The organism is Mycobacterium sp. SMC-17 (genome assembly GCF_045310915.1).
In the GTDB taxonomy this organism is placed as follows: Bacteria; Actinomycetota; Actinomycetes; order Mycobacteriales; family Mycobacteriaceae; genus Mycobacterium.
In genome coordinates this window covers 49,124-67,186 of the sequence record NZ_JBJIAK010000013.1, presented here as the reverse complement: position 1 = coordinate 67,186, position 18,063 = coordinate 49,124, and the positions used below count along the sequence as shown (strand labels likewise).

Annotated in this window: 15 protein-coding genes; 5 read left to right on the top strand and 10 right to left on the bottom strand. The window is 68.7% G+C overall.

Going from position 1 to position 18,063, the window contains the following annotated elements; genetic code table 11:
* Positions 1-3 precede the first annotated feature (3 nt).
* From ACJH7A_RS11190 to pdhA, 3 genes are read right to left on the bottom strand one after another with little or no spacing between them, the layout of a single operon-like run.
* A complete protein-coding gene (locus ACJH7A_RS11190; RefSeq protein ID WP_212812364.1) occupies positions 4-1,221 on the bottom strand; it encodes a dihydrolipoamide acetyltransferase family protein in 1,218 nt (405 codons plus the stop codon).
* Positions 1,218-2,273 (bottom strand): alpha-ketoacid dehydrogenase subunit beta, encoded by a 1,056-nt coding sequence (locus ACJH7A_RS11185; protein ID WP_212812365.1) that lies wholly within the window; start codon positions 2,271-2,273, stop codon positions 1,218-1,220. Before ACJH7A_RS11185 ends, ACJH7A_RS11190 begins: the two co-directional genes overlap by 4 nt.
* Before the next feature lies 1 nt (position 2,274).
* Positions 2,275-3,372: a pyruvate dehydrogenase (acetyl-transferring) E1 component subunit alpha gene (gene pdhA / locus ACJH7A_RS11180; RefSeq protein WP_406801953.1), complete on the bottom strand. Its 1,098-nt coding sequence runs from the start codon at positions 3,370-3,372 to the stop codon at positions 2,275-2,277.
* A gap of 486 nt (positions 3,373-3,858) precedes the next feature.
* Between pdhA and ACJH7A_RS11175 the strand changes: the two genes are divergently transcribed.
* The gene (locus ACJH7A_RS11175; RefSeq protein WP_406801952.1) at positions 3,859-6,105 is read left to right on the top strand and encodes a sensor histidine kinase; all 2,247 of its coding nucleotides are present in this window, start codon (positions 3,859-3,861) and stop codon (positions 6,103-6,105) included.
* Positions 6,080-6,757, top strand: a complete 678-nt coding sequence (locus tag ACJH7A_RS11170) for a LuxR C-terminal-related transcriptional regulator (protein ID WP_212812369.1) — start codon at positions 6,080-6,082, stop codon at positions 6,755-6,757. Before ACJH7A_RS11175 ends, ACJH7A_RS11170 begins: the two co-directional genes overlap by 26 nt.
* A gap of 3 nt (positions 6,758-6,760) precedes the next feature.
* Here ACJH7A_RS11170 and ACJH7A_RS11165 read toward each other — a convergent pair whose 3' ends face one another.
* Genes ACJH7A_RS11165 through ACJH7A_RS11145 form a run of 5 tightly spaced genes read right to left on the bottom strand, consistent with a single transcriptional unit; the run spans position 6,761 to position 12,755 of the window.
* Positions 6,761-7,567, bottom strand: a complete 807-nt coding sequence (locus ACJH7A_RS11165) for an HpcH/HpaI aldolase/citrate lyase family protein (RefSeq protein ID WP_406801951.1) — start codon at positions 7,565-7,567, stop codon at positions 6,761-6,763.
* Positions 7,564-8,055 (bottom strand): MaoC family dehydratase, encoded by a 492-nt coding sequence (locus tag ACJH7A_RS11160; RefSeq protein ID WP_406801950.1) that lies wholly within the window; start codon positions 8,053-8,055, stop codon positions 7,564-7,566. Before ACJH7A_RS11160 ends, ACJH7A_RS11165 begins: the two co-directional genes overlap by 4 nt.
* The gene (locus ACJH7A_RS11155) at positions 8,052-9,215 is read right to left on the bottom strand and encodes an acyl-CoA dehydrogenase family protein (RefSeq protein ID WP_073696761.1); all 1,164 of its coding nucleotides are present in this window, start codon (positions 9,213-9,215) and stop codon (positions 8,052-8,054) included. Before ACJH7A_RS11155 ends, ACJH7A_RS11160 begins: the two co-directional genes overlap by 4 nt.
* Positions 9,212-11,191: a biotin carboxylase N-terminal domain-containing protein gene (locus ACJH7A_RS11150; protein WP_406801949.1), complete on the bottom strand. Its 1,980-nt coding sequence runs from the start codon at positions 11,189-11,191 to the stop codon at positions 9,212-9,214. Before ACJH7A_RS11150 ends, ACJH7A_RS11155 begins: the two co-directional genes overlap by 4 nt.
* A gap of 1 nt (position 11,192) precedes the next feature.
* A complete protein-coding gene (locus ACJH7A_RS11145) occupies positions 11,193-12,755 on the bottom strand; it encodes a carboxyl transferase domain-containing protein (protein WP_406801948.1) in 1,563 nt (520 codons plus the stop codon).
* Positions 12,756-12,847: 92 nt separating this feature from the next.
* Between ACJH7A_RS11145 and ACJH7A_RS11140 the strand changes: the two genes are divergently transcribed.
* Both ACJH7A_RS11140 and ACJH7A_RS11135 read left to right on the top strand, forming a co-directional pair.
* Positions 12,848-13,462 carry a TetR/AcrR family transcriptional regulator gene (locus ACJH7A_RS11140; RefSeq protein ID WP_406801947.1) on the top strand — a complete coding sequence of 205 codons (615 nt, stop codon included), beginning with the start codon at positions 12,848-12,850 and terminating at the stop codon, positions 13,460-13,462.
* 67 nt (positions 13,463-13,529) lie between these two features.
* Entirely contained in the window at positions 13,530-14,192 is a 663-nt protein-coding gene (locus ACJH7A_RS11135; RefSeq protein ID WP_064860260.1) for an MmpS family transport accessory protein, read from the top strand.
* On the opposite strand, the gene ACJH7A_RS11130 is transcribed toward ACJH7A_RS11135, so the two are convergent.
* Positions 14,189-15,490, bottom strand: a complete 1,302-nt coding sequence (locus tag ACJH7A_RS11130) for an MFS transporter (protein WP_064860261.1) — start codon at positions 15,488-15,490, stop codon at positions 14,189-14,191. The two genes, ACJH7A_RS11135 and ACJH7A_RS11130, sit on opposite strands and share 4 nt — an antisense overlap.
* A 33-nt stretch (positions 15,491-15,523) precedes the next feature.
* Here ACJH7A_RS11130 and cmrA point away from each other — a divergent pair, with 33 nt between their 5' ends.
* Positions 15,524-16,330 carry a mycolate reductase gene (gene cmrA, locus ACJH7A_RS11125; protein WP_064860262.1) on the top strand — a complete coding sequence of 269 codons (807 nt, stop codon included), beginning with the start codon at positions 15,524-15,526 and terminating at the stop codon, positions 16,328-16,330.
* A gap of 84 nt (positions 16,331-16,414) precedes the next feature.
* Here cmrA and ACJH7A_RS11120 read toward each other — a convergent pair whose 3' ends face one another.
* Positions 16,415-17,998 carry a helicase HerA-like domain-containing protein gene (locus tag ACJH7A_RS11120; protein WP_406801946.1) on the bottom strand — a complete coding sequence of 528 codons (1,584 nt, stop codon included), beginning with the start codon at positions 17,996-17,998 and terminating at the stop codon, positions 16,415-16,417.
* Positions 17,999-18,063 lie beyond the last annotated feature (65 nt).

Below are 18,063 nucleotides of genomic sequence, written 5' to 3'. Positions count from 1 at the left end.
GCTCTAGGCGTCGAGGAGCGCGAGTTCGGGCGCCTCGATGAGCGCCCGCAATTCGCCGAGGAAGGCGGCCGCCCCGGCGCCGTCGGCGATCCGATGGTCGAAGGCGCACGTGAGTGTCATGGTCGGTCGCGCCACCACCTCGCCGTCGCGCACGACGGCCCGGGGTTTGAGTGTCCCCATGCCGAGGATCGCCGCCTCCGGATAGTTGATGACGGGGACGCCTTCGTCCAGACCCAGCGCGCCGAAGTTCGACACGGTGAACGTCGAGCCATGCAGTTCAACGGGTTTCAGCGTGCCGTCGCGAGCGGAACGGATCAGTCCGTCCACCGCCCAGGCCAGGTCGCGGGTGGAGAGTCGCTCGGCGTCCCGGACCACCGGCACCAGCAGCCCACGCGATGTCGCGACACCGATGCCGAGGTGCACCGACTCGTGAAGGTGCACGCTCGCGCCGTGTTCGGCCGGCACCCAGGTGGCGTTGAACTCGCGGTGGTGCCGCAGCGCGATGGTCAGCAGCCGCAGCGTCAGCACGAACGGTGTGACGGTGGCATCGGCACCGGCCAGGGTGTCGCGAACCCGCAGCAACTCGGTGCAGTCGACCTGAACCGACGCGTGCGCGTCCGGTATCTCCTTGCGTGACACCGACATCCGACGCGCCATCTCGGCCTGCACACCACTGACCGGAACGAAGCCGGTGTCGCCGGTCTGGTGCGCCGAGGCCAGCACGTCCTGGCGCGTGACGATGCCGTTCGGGCCCGACGGCGCCACCCCGGTCAGGTCGACGTTCAGGTCGGCCGCCAGCTTGCGCACCCGCGGCTTGGCCCGGGGCCGGCGGCGGGTGGTATCGAGATCGGCGTCCGCGCCGTAGCCCACGAGCACGGGTTTGCGTTGTGGCGAAGTGGCTTTCGGCTCCTCGGCCTTCGGCGCTTCGACTTTCGGCTCATCGGCTTTCGGCTCGGCGGGCTCTGCGGCCGCCGGCGCGTCGGTGGCGATGCGGACCAGCACGGCGCCCACCGCGAGCGTCTGCCCTTCGGCCCCGCCGAGTTCGGTCACCACGCCGGCGTACGGGCTGGGGATCTCCACGGCCGCCTTGTTGGTCTCGACGGTGCACAACACCTGATTGAGTTCGACGGTGTCTCCCACCGCCACGGCCCACGACGTGATGGTGGCGTCTTCCAATCCCTCACCCAGGTCGGGGACCAGGAAGTCGTGTGTCGCGGTCATGGCTGGCTCATCGCCTTGTGCACGCAGTCCAGCAGGCGGTCGACACCGGGCAGCCAGAGTTTCTCCAGCCGGGCGGGCGGATAGGGCGTGTCAAAGCCGGTGGCGCGCAACACGGGTGCCTCCAGGTCATAGAAGAGTTCTTCGGAGATCCGGGCGGCCAGTTCGGCGCCGAACCCGAGGGTGCGCGGTCCCTCGTGCATGATCACCGCGCGTCCGGTCTTGCGGATCGATGCCGCGACGGTGTCGAAGTCGAGCGGATTCAGTGACCGCAGGTCGATGACCTCCAGATCGTGGCCGTCCGCGAGATCCGCTGCGGCCAATGCGGTGTCGACCAGCGAGCCGTACGTGATGACGGTGACGTCGCGCCCGGTGCGCCGCACCGCGGCCCGCCCGATCGGCAACGCGGGGACACTGGTGTCCAGCTCGCCCTTGGTCCAGTACCGGCGTTTGGGCTCGAGGAAGATCACCGGGTCACGGGACGAGATGGCCTCGCGCAGCAGCCAATACGCGTCCGACGGCGTCGAGGGGATGACGACCTTCAGCCCGGCGGTGTGCAGCCAGTACGACTCGGTCGACTCCGAATGATGTTCCACCGCACCGATACCGCCGAACGACGGGATGCGGATGGTCACCGGCATGTCGACATCGCCATGGGTACGCATCCGGTACTTCGCGAGGTGGCTGACGATCTGGTCGAACGCCGGCGCCGCGAATCCGTCGAACTGAATCTCGGGTACCGGCACCATGCCCCGGATCGCCATGCCGATCGCGATGCCGACGATGGCCGACTCCGCCAGCGGTGTATCGAAACACCTTGTTTCCCCGAAGGTTTCGTGCAGGCCGTCGGTGACGCGGAAGACCCCGCCCAGCTGCGCGACGTCCTCACCGAACACCAGCACCCGGTCGTCGGCCGCCATCGCGTCACGGAGCGCGCGGTTGATGGCCTGCACCATCGACACTGTGGTGACCGTGGCAATTTCCCCCGCCGGCCGTCCCGGCTCGTCGGGCTCCGCGTCGCCGGACCACGGCGGCCGCTCGATGAGCTGCGTCATGTCAACCCTCCCAATCCAATTCGGCCAGCAACGCGTCACGCTGCCGGGCCAGCTCGGGTGTGATGTCGGCGTAGACGTTGTCGAACATGTCCGCGACGTCGACGTCCGGCGCCGTCAGCACCGTCTCGCGCAGTTCGGCGCGGAGCCGCCGGGAGCGGTTCTCGACGTGCTGCTGCAGCCTGGGCGTCCACACCCCGGTCTGCTCCAGGTACGTCCGGTAGCGCGTGATGGGATCGCGTGCCTCCCAGTGCTTCAGCTCGTCGGGGTCGCGGTAGCGGGTCGGATCATCGGAGGTGGTGTGCGGCCCCATCCGGTACGTGACGGCCTCGATCAGCGTCGGCCCGTCGCCCGCGCGGGCACGCTGCGCCGCCTCGGACATCACCGCGTAGCAGGCCAGCACGTCGTTGCCGTCGACCCGGATGCCGGGCATGCCGTAGCCGATGGCGCGGTGCGCGATCGACGGTCCCGCCTGCTGCCGGTGCACCGGCACCGAGATGGCCCACTGGTTGTTCTGCACGAAGAACACGCAGGGCGCCGACGTGACGGCCGCGAAGTTGAGTGCTTCGTGCATGTCGCCTTCGGAGGTGCCGCCGTCGCCGATGAACGCCACCGTCACCGAGTCCTCACCGAGCCGCTGCGCCGCCATCGCCGCGCCGACCGCGTGCAGACCGTGCGAGCCGATGTCGATCGACAGTGGCGCGCAGTGTTTTTCGGTGAAGCCCAGGCCGCCGTGCCAGCGGCCCCGCCACACCGCGCTGATCTGGGCCGGGGTGATGCCGCGGACCAGCAGGGCTCCGAGTTCCCGGTACTGCGGGAACAGCCAGTCGGTCTTGCGCAGACACGCCGCCGCACCCACCTGCGCGGCTTCCTGACCGCGGCACGAGGCGAACAGCGCCAGTTCGCCCTGGCGCTGCAAGTTGACGAATTCGACGTCGAGGTCGCGGGTGACGACCATCTCTTCGTACAGCCAGCCCAGCGTCTCGGGCGGCAGGTCGCGGCGATATCGCGCGTCGGAGGTGGGCGCGCCGTCGGGCGCGACGAGTTGCACGGGCTCGAGGTCCACTCGGTTGTCCAGGCCAGGGACCGTCACGTCAGCCATACCGCCTCCTTTCGGTGACGGCATGTTCGGCCGTCAGTCCGCGAGAAGCTCAGCGCGGTGGCGACCAGGGCAACCCCTCAGGTGGTGAGGGTCGCCGGCCGATGCCGGGGTGTGGCACCAGTCGGATGATCCGCTCTGCTCGCCGCAGTGCTGGGGCATCACCGCCATTATGCGCCCGAAGGCCATCCGGCCGCGGTTATCGCAGGTAACAGACTGAAGACGTGTCGCAGTGGCCGGTCGGGCCGGTGCGGGCCGGCGGCAATACGGCCAACTTGTAGCCCGAACGTATGAATTCGTTGTTATTTGCGCTGGTGACACGCGAATCGGCCCGGAGTCTGTCGTTGCCGCGTGCTACAACCATCGCATCATCAACGTGGCAGTGCCAGAAGCGAGAAACCGATGAGACGTCCGAACCGCGCCGGCCCCAACGTCGCCCGAGCGTCGGCCGCGCCCGCACCCTGACCGCACACGTACGGCAGTCCCATCATGTTTGACACCGGCACAGGCGCGGCACGCCGCAACTTCCTCCAGCACGCGATGCGGGTCAGCCTGTTCATGCGGCACGGCGGGGCGTTGGTGGTCTACGTCGTGGTGCTGGTCTCGGCGCCGCGCATCAGCCTGGCCGGCGTCGCGTTCGCCGGTCTGGCCGGCGCCTGGTCGCTGTACCGGTTGCTGACCCGCTCCGCAACGCCCCGCATTCTCGCGATCGACTACGCCGTCACGCTCGCCGCCTGCCTGGTCCTGCCTGTCGCGGCTGCCGACGACCTGGCGTGCCCGTCGACCTGCGCGCCGATCGCGATCGCCGGCACGGCCATCGCGAGCTTCACGGTGTTCGAACCGCTGCTGAACACGGCGATGACCGCAGGCGTCGTTGCCGCGCTCGCCGCCGGCGCGGCGTCGGCCGGCGGTATCCACGACAGCGACCAATGGGTCAACGTCTACTACTTCGCATTGTTGTGGGTGGCATCGACGCTGATCCGCTTCTTGACGGTGCACGTGGCCGAAAGGGTCGACGTCGCCCGCGCCGAGCGGCTGGCCGTCGAGCTCCGCCAGAAGGTCAACGCCGCCGTGCGCGACTACGACCGCGAGCAGATGCGGCTGCTCCACGACACCGTCGCCTCGACCCTGCTGATGGTGGGTACCGGCACCGCCTTGTCACCCGAGCGCGTCGCCGCCCAGGCACGGCGCGACCTCCGCGTGTTCAGCGAGACATCGCACACACCCGCGCCGCCGGCCGATCTCGTTGCCGCCCTGCGTGATCACGCCATGCACACCACGACGCCCGTGAGTTATGCCGGGGTGACCGCGATGTGGGTGGACGGCGCGACGGCGGCGACCATCGCGGCCGCCGCGCGCGAAGCTCTGACCAACATCGACCGGCATTCCGGCGCCACGGCGGTCACCATCACCGTGCATCTCGGCCGGATCCAGATCGCCGACGACGGGCATGGATTCGATCTGACCCGGCCGACGCGGGGGCACGGCATCGCAGACTCGATCATCGCCCGCATGCAGCAGCTCGGCGGTGTCGCGGAGATCATCACGCAGCCCGGGCAGGGCACCACGGTCGAATTGCGTTGGCCCACATCAATACCGGCCAGTGCCGACCCAGCGCCGGACCCGGAGCGGCTCATCGAGCGGGCACACATGGGCTACGGACTGGCGCTGGTTGCCTACGGCCTGGCCAACCTGCTGGTGACCGTGCCCTCATCCCTGAAGTTCGCGGCATACCCGTATCTGCAGTGGTCCCTCATCGTCGTGACGACGGCGGCGACGCTGTCCGCGATCCCCCGGGTCATGGGCCGGGCCTATCCGCGGGCACGTTTCGGCATCATGATCCTCGTCGTTGTTGCGCTGGTGCAGTCGATCTCGATGCCGATCAAAGACCTCGACCCCCGGCTGCAGTGGGCACAAGGCGCGATCGGCTGGTGTGTGCTGCCGCTGCTGCTCAGTGTCCAGCTGCGCTACGCCGTTGGTGTCCTGGTGTGGTGCTGGGTCGTCCCCGCCGTCTACGCGATCATTCGGAATCCGTCGGTCCACACCGTCGTCGACCTCGGATACGACACGGCGAGTGTCCTCGTCGCCCAACTGTGTGCTCTGGTCGTCGCCGACATGATCCGGCGTTCTGCCGCAGCCGCTTCCGCCGAGACCGAAAGTCACATGCGCCTGACTGCGGCAGCACACATCGCCGACGCCGTGCAGGAGGAATACGACCGCCGCTACGCGGACCTCGCCGCCACCATCCAGCCGCTGCTGTCGACCCTTGCCGACGGAGAACCGGTCGATGCCGAGACACGGCGCCGCGCACAACTCGAATACCAGCGGCTGCGTACCCTTTTCGACCAGTCCTCGAGCTTCGAGCACGTACTGCTTCGCGAACTGCGCCCACGCATCGACGCCGCCCAGAATCGCGGCCTGGCCGTTTCCGTGGACGTCCAGGGCACGCTGCCGGCCATGGACGTGCCCACCGCCCGGCGGCTGGCCCGGCTCATCGACCAAATTCTCCACGCGGCCGCCTCGCCGGCCCGCATCACCGTCACCGCCGAAACGGCCGCGGTCGAACTCAGCGTCATGTGTCAGCGGGCTGAGCACGCCGATTTGCCGACGAAATCCAGCGTCGACGACGAAGATGAATTCGACCTGACCACCCTCGATGACACGGTGTGGATCACCGTGCGCCACCCACTCCCAGAAAGACCGACCGATCATGTCCGCGCCGGCCAACCCATCTGAGCCGCTGGCCATCGCCGTTGTCGATGACCACGACGTCATCCACACCGGCGTCTCGGCATGGTGCGCCCAGGCCGACCCGCCCATCCGCGTCGCATCCGACCATCTCGACGCCGAGTCGTTCCTGGCCGTCTACCCCAAGGCGGACCACCAGCTGGCCGCCGTCATCCTGGATCTCGAACTGCGCAGTCGCCAGCCCGATTTCGATGCGGTCGCCGCCATCGTGGACGCGGGACACGCGGTGATCGTCTACTCGCACCTCGAGAACTCCGAGGTGATCCTGCGTTGCCTGGCCATCGGGGTGGTCACCTATCTGGCCAAGAGCGAAGGCCAGGGCCACCTCATCGAGGCCATCCGCGCGGCCAGCACCCACGAGCCGTACGTCGGTCCCCGCATGGCCGCGGCCATCTGCTCGGACACCGACTCCGGCCGGCCTGGGCTCACCAAGCGCGAACGTGAAGTGCTCAAGGCCTGGTTTCAGACCGAGAGCAAGGACATCGTCGCCAAGCGCCTGCACCTCGCGCCGACCACTGTCCGGACCCACCTGCAACGCGTTCGCGCCAAGTACGCCGCCGCGGGGCGACCGGCGGCCACCAAGGCCCAACTGGTCGCCCGTGCCGTGCAAGACGGCATCCTCAGCGTCGAGGACCTGTAGCTCCTACGGCGCCAGGGCGACGATGCGTTCGGCGCGGCGCAGCACCGGCATGTCGACCATGAGGCCGTCGTACTGGAACACGCCGCGCTCGCGGGTCGCGGCATCGAGTACCGCACGCGCCCAGGCGATCTCCTTCTCGGTCGGCGCGTAGCCGTTCCGGATGACCGCGACCTGCGTCGGGTGGATGGCCACCTTGGCGTCGAAACCGACGGCCACGGCGTCGTCGACCTCGGCCCGCAGACCGTCCAGGTTCTTGATGTCCAGGTACACCGAGTCCAGCGCGAGCTTGCCGAAAGCCTTGGCGGCCAACAGCGATTGCGACCGGACGTGCTTGGCCACATCGCGGTAGCTGTCGTCGGGCCAGCGGTTCGCGGTGCCGCCCAGCACCGCGAACAGGTCCTCGGCACCCCACATGACGGCGTAGGTGTTCTCGACGCGGGCGGTCTCGGTGACGGCGAGCGCACCGAGCGGGGTCTCCACCAGCACCACGACGTCGAGCGGCGCGAGCGCCCGAACCTGTTCGGCCGACTCGGTTTTGGCGAGCATCACCGTGGTGTACGGCGTCTTCGCCAGGGCGTCCAGATCGAGCGGATGATCGGCGGTGTCCGACGGATTCAAACGCACCACCGTCCGCGCCGGGTCCAGCGGGGTGTCGATGAGCGCCTGGCGAGCCGCCGGCCGGTCCTTCGCGGCGCAGCCGTCTTCCAGGTCGAGGATCACCACATCTGCTGCGGCGGCGGCCTTTTGGAACCGCTCAGGACGGTCCGCGGGGCAGAACAGCCAGCCGGGTCCCGGGGCGGTCAAGCTCATGACGGCTGCTCCGCGGGGCGCTTACGGACCATGGTCTTGCGTGTCGCCGTGGCGACGATGTCGCCGTGCTGGTTGCGACCGGTATGGGCGAACGTGACGATTCCCTCCCCCGGCCGGCTCTTGGACTCGCGCTTCTCGACCACCTCGGACTCCGCGTACAGCGTGTCGCCGTGGAAAAGCGGCCTGGGGAACGCGATGTCGGAGAAACCGAGATTCCCGACGATCGTGCCCTGCGTCAGCTGGGCGACCGACAGGCCGACGAGCGTCGACAGCGTGAACATCGAATTCACCAGCCGTGCATGGAACGGCGGCAGCGCGTCGGAGAACGCGGCGTCCAGGTGCAGCGCCTGCGTGTTCATGGTCAGCGTGGTGAACAGGACGTTGTCGGCCTCAGTGATGGTGCGGCCGGGCCGGTGCTGGTAGATGACGCCCGGCTGGAACTCCTCGTACCAGAGCCCGCGCTGCTCGATGACCCGCTTCTCGGTCACAGCCCGGCCTCACGCGCGATCAGCATGAGCTGAACCTCCGTTGTGCCCTCACCGATTTCGAGGATCTTCGAATCGCGGTAGTGCCGGGCCACCGGGTACTCGTTCATGAAGCCGTAGCCGCCGAACACCTGGGTGGCGTCGCGGGCGTTGTCCATCGCGGCCTCGCTGGCGATCATCTTGGCGATGCAGGCCGCCTTCTTGAACGGCTTGCCCGCCAGCATCAGCGCCGCGGCGTCGTAGTAGGCGGTGCGGGCGACGTGGGCGCGGGCCTCCATCCGGGCGATCTTGAAGGCGATGGCCTGGTAGCCACCGATCTTGCGCCCGAACGCTTCCCGCTCCTTCGAGTACTTGACGCACTCGTCGACACAACCCTGCGCCACACCGACCGACAGCGCGGCGATGGCGATGCGGCCCTCGTCGAGGATGCGCAGGAAATTGGCGTAGCCGCGGCCGCGCTCGCCGAGCAGGTTCTCGACCGGCACCCGCACGTCGTCGAAGCTCAGCGGATGGGTGTCCGAGGCGTTCCAGCCGACCTTGTCGTAGGCGGGCTCGGCGGTGAAGCCCGGCGTCGGCACCGGCACCAGGATCGACGAAATCTCCTTGTGCCCACCGGGCAGCTCGCCGGTCACTGCCGTGACGGTCACCAGCTTCGTGATGTCGGTGCCGGAGTTGGTGATGAACTGCTTGGAGCCGTTGATCACCCAGCTGTCGCCGTCCAGCTTGGCGGTGGTCTTGGTGGCGCCGGCGTCGCTGCCGCCACCGGCCTCGGTCAAGCCGAAGGCGCCCAAGGCTTTTCCGCTGGCCAGCTGCGGCAGCCATTCCTGCTTCTGCGCCTCGGTGCCGAAGCGGTACACCGGCATCGCACCCAGGCCGACGCCGGCCTCCAGCGTGATGGCGACGCTCTGGTCTACCTTGCCGAGTTCTTCCAGGGCCAGGCAGAGGGCGAAGTAGTCGCCGCCCATGCCGCCGTACTCCTCGGGGAACGGCAGGCCGAACAGGCCCATCTCGGCCATCCCGTCGATGACCTTGTACGGGAAGGTGTGGTCCTTGTCGTGTTGCGCGGCAACCGGCGCGACGACCGTCTGCGCGAATTCCCGGACCGTCTTGGCCAGTTCGGCGTAGTGGTCCGGCAGGGTGCCGGTCGAGATGAAGTCGCTCATTTGGTCTCCTCGGTTGCTGCGGTAATCCGGGCCAGCGGCTGGCCCACTTTGACCTGATCGCCCACGGCGACAAGTAATTCCACGGTGCCGTCGACCGGCGACGACAGCGCGTGTTCCATCTTCATGGCCTCGACGGTGACGACGACGTCACCGCTACTCACCGTCGACCCGTCCGCTATGCCCACGGCCACAACGGATCCGGGCATGGGACTGACGATCTCGGCGTCGCCGCTGTGTTCGTCGTCGGCCCGGACGGGCGACTCACGCACGTCCTCGATGACGGTCGTGCGGCCGGCTCCTGCCAGCCACAGCCGGTGGTCCTCGACGGCGGTCAGGTATTCGGTGCGCAGGCCGTCGACCGTGACGATCAGCCGGTCACCGTCCAATGACGCTGTGACGCTGCGGGGTTCACCGTCTTCGATGCGTGCCGTGGCGGCTGCGGGAGTACCGGTGAGGTGGACGTGATCGGTCCGGTCGCCGGCCCGCAGCCGGATGGTGGTCGGTGCGTGCTCGCCGACCCGCCAGCCCGTCGGGGTGGCCCACAGCTCGCCGGCGTCCGCCCAGCTGTGCAGCCAGCGGTACGCGGCTGCGGCGATGAACTCGTCGTCGCCGGCCTGCGCGGCGACGTAGTCGCCCGTACGGCGGTCCAGCAGTCCGGTGTCGAGGCGGCCGGCGATGACGTCCTCGTCGGCCAGCAGGAAGCGCAGGAAGTCGATGTTGGTACCGACACCCAGCACGGCGGTATCGGCCAGCGCCCGGTCCAGGCCGCGCCGCGCCGACTCCCGATCAGGCCCGTACGCAATGATTTTCGACAGCATCGGGTCGTAGTCGCTGCCGATCACCGAACCGGCCCGGATACCGGAATCCACCCGCGCTTCGGCGGGCTCGGCCAGTGCCAACACGGTGCCACCCGTGGGCAGGAAGTCGTGCGCCGGGTCTTCGGCGTACACGCGGGCCTCGATGGCGTGGCCTGTCAGCGTGATGTCGTCCTGCGCCATCGGCAGGGCCTCACCGGCCGCCACCCGCACCTGCAGTTCGACGAGGTCGATGCCCGTGACCAGTTCTGTCACCGGGTGTTCCACCTGAAGACGGGTGTTCATCTCCATGAAGAAGAACTCGTCGGGCCGGTCGGCGGAGACGATGAACTCGACGGTGCCGGCGCCGCGGTAGTCGACGCTGCGGGCGGTGTCGCACGCTGCCGCTCCGATGCGGGCCCTCGTCGCCTCGTCCAGTACGGGCGACGGCGCCTCTTCGATGACCTTCTGGTGCCGGCGCTGCAGACTGCACTCACGCTCGCCGAGATGCACGACATTGCCGTGGCTGTCCGCGACGACCTGCACCTCGATGTGCCTGGGGTTCAACACGAATCGTTCGAGGAACAGGGTGTCGTCGCCGAATGCCGAGGCGGCCTCGCGACGGGCCGAGGCCAGCGCGGCCGGCAATTCGGCAGCCGCATGCACGACGCGCATGCCCTTGCCGCCGCCACCGGAGGACGGCTTCACCAGAACCGGGAACCCCACCTCGGGGGCGCCGGCGATGAGCTCCTCGTCGGTCAGACCCGGACGCGAGATACCGGGAACCACCGGCACCCCGAACGCCGACACCGCTGCCTTGGCGGTGATCTTGTCGCCCATGGTGCCGATGGCTTTGGCCGGCGGCCCGATGAAGACGATGCCCGCGTCGTGCAGAGCGGCGGCGAATTCGGCGTTCTCGGAAAGGAATCCGTAGCCCGGGTGCACGGCCTGTGCGCCGGTGCGCCGCGCCGCGTTCACGATGGCCTCGATGCTGAGGTAGCTCTGCCGGGCCGGGGCCGGCCCGATGTTCACCGCGACGTCGGCCTCGAGCACGTGCCGGGCACCGGCGTCGGCGTCGCTGAACACCGCGACCGAACGGATCCCCATGGCCCGCAACGTCCGGATGACGCGGACCGCGATCTCGCCACGGTTGGCGACGAGGACCGTATTGAAGGTTTTCATGTCACATCCTGAATACGCCGTAGGACACAGGCTCGAGCGGAGCCTGCGCGACAACTGAAAGAGCCAGTCCCACCACGGTTCTGGTGTCAGCCGGGTCGATGACGCCGTCGTCCCAGAGCCGGGCCGTCGAGTAGTAGGGGTTGCCCTGATCTTCGTACTGCTGGCGGATCGGGGCCTTGATGGCCTCTTCCTCCTCCGGCGTCAGTTCACCGCGCACGGTGGCCAGCACCGAGGCGGCCTGCTCGCCGCCCATCACCGAGATGCGGGCATTGGGCCACATCCACAGGAACCGCGGCGAGTATGCGCGGCCGCACATCGAGTAGTTGCCTGCGCCGTACGAGCCGCCGATGACGACGGTCAGCTTCGGCACCCGGGCACACGCCACCGCGGTGACCATCTTGGCGCCGTGCTTGGCGATGCCGCCGGCCTCGTAGTCGCGGCCCACCATGAAGCCGGAGATGTTCTGCAGGAACAGCAGCGGCACCGACCGCTTGTCGCACAGTTCGATGAAATGCGCTCCCTTCTGGGCGGATTCACCGAACAGCACGCCGTTGTTGGCGATGATGCCCACCGGATGGCCGTGGATGCGCGCGAAGCCGGTCACCAGCGTGGTGCCGTATTCGGCCTTGAATTCGGTGAATTCGCCACCATCGACGATGCGGGTGATCACCTCGTGCACGTCGTACGGCACCTTGGAGTCGATCGGTACGACGTCGTAGAGCTCGGTCTGGTCGCACACCGCGTCCACCGTCGGAGCGACGTCCCATGGCGCCTGCTCGCGCGGCCCGAACGTCGACGCGATGCGGCGCACGATCCGCAGCGCGTCGCGGTCGTCGTGTGCCAGGTGGTCGGTGACGCCGGAGATCTTGGAGTGCAGGTCGCCGCCACCGAGATCCTCGGCCGAAACCACCTCTCCGGTAGCGGCCTTCACCAGCGGCGGGCCGCCCAGGAAGATGGTGCCCTGGTTGCGGACGATGACGGCCTCGTCGCTCATCGCGGGGACGTACGCGCCGCCGGCGGTGCAGGAGCCGAGCACCGCGGCGATCTGCGGGATACCGCGCGCCGACATGTTGGCCTGGTTGAAGAAGATGCGGCCGAAGTGTTCGCGGTCGGGGAACACCTCGTCCTGGCGCGGCAGGAACGCGCCGCCGGAGTCGACCAGGTAGATGCACGGCAGCTGGTTCTGGCTGGCGATCTCCTGCGCCCGCAGGTGCTTCTTGACCGTGATCGGGTAGTACGTGCCACCTTTCACGGTCGCGTCGTTGGCGACGATCATGCATTCGCGGCCCGACACCCGTCCGATGCCGGCGATCATGCCCGCGCCCGGGCATTCGTCGTCGTACATGCCGCCCGCGGCCAGCGGTGCGATCTCCAGGAACGGACTGCCCGGGTCGAGGAGTCCGTTGACCCGGTCGCGCGGCAGCAGCTTGCCGCGACCGACGTGACGCTCGCGGGAGCGCTCCGATCCCCCGAGGGCAGCGGTGGCCAGCTTGTCCTTGAGCTCGGCCACCAGCGCCAGGTGCTGCTCGCGATGCGATACCCGTTGGGAAACGCTCGGCGACATCGTCGCTCCATTTCACTTGAGTTAATGGCGAATAACCGAACGCGATGTTAGTCTTCATTAACTGAGATGTCCAGACCGGGTTGGAGGTGTCGATGACGGCATCAGCGTCAGACGCCGAAACACCGCGCAGCCGAGCCAAATCCGACCGGCGCGGCCAACTCGTCGCCGCCGCCGAACGACTCTTCGCCGAACGCGGTTTCCTGGCCGTCCGCCTCGAGGACATCGGCGCCGCGGCCGGCATCAGCGGGCCCGCGATCTACCGGCACTTCCCCAACAAGGAAGCGCTACTGGTCGAGCTACTGGTCAGCGTCAGCGCCCGGCTGCACGCCGGCGGACGTGCCGTGGTCGCCGAATGCGACGACCCCGCCGACGCCCTCAACGGCCTCATCGAGTTCCACCTCGACTTCGCGCTCGGCGAATCCGACCTGATCCGGATCCAGGACCGCGACCTCAACAACCTCCCCGACGCCGCCAAACGGCAGGTGCGCCGCTCACAGCGCCAGTACGTCGAAATCTGGGTGGACGTCCTGCGCCGGCTCGACCCGTCGCGCAGCGAAGCCGACGCCCGCACCATGGCGCACGCCGCATTCGGGCTCCTGAACTCGACGCCGCACAGTGTCACCGCGGGCGGCGCCCGCAAGCAGGAGGAATCCTCGCGCGCCGTGCTGCGCGCCATGACCGTCGCGGCACTGGCCCCGCACCGCTGAACCCACCCGCCGCAACGTCACCGCGTCCCCTCACCCGCCGCAGGTACCCTGCAAACATGAGGTGGGCATGACCGGATCGCGCGACGACGGGCTGGACGCCACCAAGAAACTCCCGGCCATGCCGACGGCCGGCTACCAGACCGACGCCTTCACCGATCCGTACGGTGTCACCGCACCGCCGAAGGTCCGCCGCCACAAGTGGCTGTTCCCGCTGGCCGGCGCGGTGCTGATCCTCGCCCTCTGCTCGGTGATCGCGCTGGTGATCGTCAACAGTTCCGAACAACAGACCCTCGTCGCCCCGCCGCCACTGCCGGTCCCGACGCAGGATCCGATGTCATCGTCGACGACTGTGACCACCACCACGACGCCCGAGAGCAGTGAGCCCAGCGAAGCCGTCAGTCCCCCTGCCGCGGCCGCGCCGCCGGACGCCGAAAGCGGTGACACCGAAGCCGTGCTGTACGCCGTGATCGGCAAGGGTCGTGCCGTGAGCATCACGTACGTCGACACCGGTGGGGTACTGCAGACCGAGTTCAACGTGCCGCTGCCGTGGACCAAGGAGGTGCAGCTGAACCGCCCGGCGGCACGCTCGGCGAGCGTCAGCATCGTCAACGCCGGACGCGGCATCGCCTGCACCATCTCGGTCGACGGCACCCAGATTCAGCAGCGGGAAGGCGCCGGCCTCACGGTGTGCCGGCAGGCCGGCAAACGCGGCCGCGGCCACGGGGCCTAACGCCGCGCCGGCACCTTCACCAACAGCATTCCGACGAGCCCGATCCCCAGGACCGTGCACAGGCCGCCCAGTCCCGCGCGCGTCGTCGCGAAGATGTCGATGAACATCGAGAACAACCACGGCGACAGCACGTGCGCCGCCCGGCCCGTGGTCGTGTAGAGCCCGAAGGCCACACCCTCCTTGCCGTCCGCCGCGATGCGGAGCATCAGGTTCCGCGACGCCGACTGGGTTGGGCCCACGAACAGGCACAGCGTCAGGCCGCAGATCCAGAAGGCCAGCGGCCCGGACAGGAACATCAGCGTGATGCCCACCGCGACCATCGCGGTCAACGAGCCCACGATGACGCGCTTGGAACCGATCCGGTCGTCGAGCATGCCACCGAGCGCCGCGCCCAGTGCCGCGATGGTGAACGCACCGGCCCCGAACAACGGCACGCTCGTCGGCGCCAGCCCGTAGACGCTGACGCCCACCACCGGGCCGAAGATCGAGATACCCGTCAGGCCGTCACGGAAGATGGCACTCGAGAGCAGGTAGTAGACGACGTTGCGGTCACGTCGCCACTCCCCGACGACCTCCGTCCACAACCTGCGGTAGGCGCCGAAGAATCCGACGGCCGGGGTGCCGTCGTGCGGCGGCGACTTCACCGTCAGCAGCAACGGCAGCGCGAAGATGACGAACCACGCCGCGGCCGCCAGGACCGCGTACCGGTCCGGTTTGCCGTCCGAGTTCGGCACATTCAGGAGCCCGAGGGTGTCGCCGCTGCCGGACTTGAGCCCCACGAAGACCAGGAGCAGCAGCACGACACTGCCGAAAAACCCTGCCGCCAAGCCGAATCCAGAGACGCGGCCCGACGTCAGCGGCGTCGACAACTGGCGCAGCATCGCGTTGTACGGGACGGTCGCCAAGTCCATGCACGCCGCCGTGGCGGCCAACAACGCCAGGCCGATCCACAGGTAGTGGTAGTCGGGCTTGATGAACGTCATCGACGCCGTCAGCACCACCACGGCGCCCGTCAGCGCCGCGAGCGCGCGCCGCCGCCGGTACGCGGCGTCGACCATCACGCCCGTCACCGGCGCCAGCAACGCCACCGCGATGCCCGCCACCAGCACCGCGCGCCCCAGCCAGCTCTCCGGCGTCGTCGACCCGGGCAGCCCTTTGCCGACCTCGGAAATGAGATAGATGTTGAAACCGAAGGTCGTCACGATCGCGTTCACGCCCGTGGCACCGGAGTCCCACAGTGCCCAGGCGGCAACGCGACCCCGGCCGACGGGCGGGATACCCGCCCCGGGGCTACTCATGCGCCCACTCTATTGGTCCCTACGATTGCACCCATGCCTGTACCCGCTCCCAGTCCCGACGCCCGCGCCGTCGTCACCGGCGCCTCTCAGAACATCGGTGAAGCGCTGGCCGCCGAACTCGCCGCCCGCGGCCACCACCTGATCATCACGGCCCGCCGCGGCGACGTGCTGGCCGAGGTCGCCCAGCGCATCACCGACAAGTACGGCGTCACCGTCGAGGTCCGGGCTTGCGACCTGACCGACCCGGCCGACCGCGACAAGCTCTGCGCGGAACTGGCCGAGCGCAACATCTCGATCCTGTGCGCCAATGCCGGCACCGCGACGTTCGGCGCCGTCGCCGACCTGCCTGCCGAGGGTGAGAAGGCCCAGGTGCAGCTCAACGTGCAGGGCGTGCACGACCTGGTGCTCGCCGTGCTGCCCGGCATGATCGCGCGCAAGGGCGGCGGCATCCTGATCTCCGGTTCGGCCGCGGGCAACTCGCCCATCCCGAACAACGCGACCTACGCCGCGTCCAAGGCCTTCGCCAACACCTTCAGCGAGTCGCTGCGCGGCGAGCTCAAGCCGCACGGCATCAACGTCACGCTGCTGGCGCCCGGACCCGTGCGCACCGAGCTGCCCGACCCGTCCGAGCAGTCACTCGTCGAGCGTCTGATCCCCGACTTCCTGTGGATCGACACCGAGTACACCGCCCGGATTTCGCTGGACGGTCTGGACAAGAACAAGATGCGCGTCGTGCCCGGTCTGACCTCGAAGGCCATGTCGGCCGCGAGCGGCTACGCCCCGCGCGCGATCGTCGCGCCGATCGTCGGCGCCGTCTACAAGAAGCTCGGCGGGTCGTAGGGGCTCAGGGCCGCCGAGAAGGACCAAATGGCTGCTTTCGGCGGCCCGCCAACGACCGTTTGGTCCTTCTCGCCGCGCCCCGATTTACCTGCGGCGCGTCGTACCGAACAGGCTGCGGGTGATCTCGCGGCCTGCCACGGTCGCCGCCGAGCGCAGGAAGCTCTTGAACGCCGAGCTCTGCAGGACCTCCGACACCATGCCGGGTCCTTCGGCCTCCACCTCGACGCGGCCGGATGCCGTGAGGTCGGGCTCTTCGGCCGGGGCGGGAGCGGGCGCCGCGTCCGGGGCCGCCGGCGGCGCATCTGCCGGCGCCGGCTGCGCGGACAGCCGCTCGTGGGCGGAGTCGCGGTCGACCGTCGCCCCGTAGGTCGCTTGCAGCGGGCTGGCCTTGGCGGCGGCAGCAATGGCGTCGGGGCCGATGGTGCCCATCAGCGACCGCGGCGCGCGCAGCCGGGTCCACGCCACCGGGGTCGGCGCACCGACCTCGGACAGCACCGTGACGCAGGCCTCACCGATCCCGAGCGACGTCAGCGCCGACTCCAGGTCGTAGACGGTTGTCTTCGGGTAGGTCCGGACCGTCTTCGTCAGGGCCTTCTGGTCGTCCGGAGTGAAGGCGCGGATCGCATGCTGGACGCGCGCGCCCAGCTGGCTGAGGACGTCGTTGGGAATGTCGGTGGGCAGCTGGGTGCAGAAGAAGACGCCGACGCCCTTGGAGCGGATCAGCTTGACGGTCTGCTCGACCTGGTCCAGGAACGCCTTGGACGCGTCGGCGAACAGCAGATGCGCCTCGTCGAAGAAGAAGACCAGCTTCGGCTTGTCCGCGTCACCGATCTCCGGCAGCGTCGAGAACAGGTCGGCCAGCACCCACATCAGGAACGTCGAGAACAACACCGGACGCGCGGCCTGGCTGCCCAGTTCCAGCAGCGTGATGATGCCGCGGCCCTGTGGGTCCACACGCATCAGGTCCTCGGGCTTGAGCTCGGGCAAACCGAAGAACGTGTCGCCGCCCTCGGCCTCCAGGTTGATCAGCGCACGCAGGATCACGCCCGCGGTGGCCGGCGAAACCGCGCCGAGCGCCTTGAGCTCCTCTTTGCCCTCATCACTGGTCAGGAACTGGATGACGCCGCGCAGATCCTTCAGGTCATCGAGAAGGAGACCCTTCTGGTCGGCCCAGTGGAAGATCAGCCCGAGTGTCGACTCCTGAGTCTGGTTGAGTCCCAACACCTTCGACAGCAGGATGGGCCCGAAGCTGGTGACGGTGGCACGCACCGGGACGCCGGTGCCCGTCGTCCCCAGCGACAGGAACTCGACCGGGAAGGCCGTGGGCGTCCAGTCGTCGCCGGTGTCTTTCGCACGCTGGGCAGTCTTGTCATTGGCAGCCCCCGGCTGCGCGAGCCCCGACAGGTCGCCCTTCACGTCCGCCATCACGACCGGGACCCCGGCCGTCGACAACTGCTCGGCGATGACCTGCAGCGTCTTGGTCTTGCCGGTACCGGTCGCGCCGGCGATGAGGCCGTGCCGGTTGATGGTGGCCAGCGGAATCTTGACCTGAGCACCGGCGTCGACGCTCCCGTCGACGACGACCGCGCCCAGGTTCAGCGCTTGGCCGGTGACGGCGTAACCAGCGGCGATCTGCTGCGCGGGGGATGCACTCGAGTCAGTCGTCATGCGCCTGACCCTACTTCGTCAGGTCACTGGTGGCCGGGTATGGACACCCCGTTGAGCGCCTGGGA

Excerpts from the sequence above, each read along its gene's own strand:
- ACJH7A_RS11190 (WP_212812364.1), bottom strand. The coding sequence starts at position 1,221 with ATGACCGCGACACACGACTTCCTGGTCCCCGACCTGGGTGAGGGATTG.
- ACJH7A_RS11185 (WP_212812365.1), bottom strand. The coding sequence starts at position 2,273 with ATGACGCAGCTCATCGAGCGGCCGCCGTGGTCCGGCGACGCGGAGCCC.
- pdhA (WP_406801953.1), bottom strand. The coding sequence starts at position 3,372 with ATGGCTGACGTGACGGTCCCTGGCCTGGACAACCGAGTGGACCTCGAG.
- ACJH7A_RS11175 (WP_406801952.1), top strand. The coding sequence starts at position 3,859 with ATGTTTGACACCGGCACAGGCGCGGCACGCCGCAACTTCCTCCAGCAC.
- ACJH7A_RS11170 (WP_212812369.1), top strand. The coding sequence starts at position 6,080 with ATGTCCGCGCCGGCCAACCCATCTGAGCCGCTGGCCATCGCCGTTGTC.
- ACJH7A_RS11165 (WP_406801951.1), bottom strand. The coding sequence starts at position 7,567 with ATGAGCTTGACCGCCCCGGGACCCGGCTGGCTGTTCTGCCCCGCGGAC.
- ACJH7A_RS11155 (WP_073696761.1), bottom strand. The coding sequence starts at position 9,215 with ATGAGCGACTTCATCTCGACCGGCACCCTGCCGGACCACTACGCCGAA.
- ACJH7A_RS11150 (WP_406801949.1), bottom strand. The coding sequence starts at position 11,191 with ATGAAAACCTTCAATACGGTCCTCGTCGCCAACCGTGGCGAGATCGCG.
- ACJH7A_RS11145 (WP_406801948.1), bottom strand. The coding sequence starts at position 12,755 with ATGTCGCCGAGCGTTTCCCAACGGGTATCGCATCGCGAGCAGCACCTG.
- ACJH7A_RS11140 (WP_406801947.1), top strand. The coding sequence starts at position 12,848 with ATGACGGCATCAGCGTCAGACGCCGAAACACCGCGCAGCCGAGCCAAA.
- ACJH7A_RS11135 (WP_064860260.1), top strand. The coding sequence starts at position 13,530 with ATGACCGGATCGCGCGACGACGGGCTGGACGCCACCAAGAAACTCCCG.
- ACJH7A_RS11130 (WP_064860261.1), bottom strand. The coding sequence starts at position 15,490 with ATGAGTAGCCCCGGGGCGGGTATCCCGCCCGTCGGCCGGGGTCGCGTT.
- cmrA (WP_064860262.1), top strand. The coding sequence starts at position 15,524 with ATGCCTGTACCCGCTCCCAGTCCCGACGCCCGCGCCGTCGTCACCGGC.
- ACJH7A_RS11120 (WP_406801946.1), bottom strand. The coding sequence starts at position 17,998 with ATGACGACTGACTCGAGTGCATCCCCCGCGCAGCAGATCGCCGCTGGT.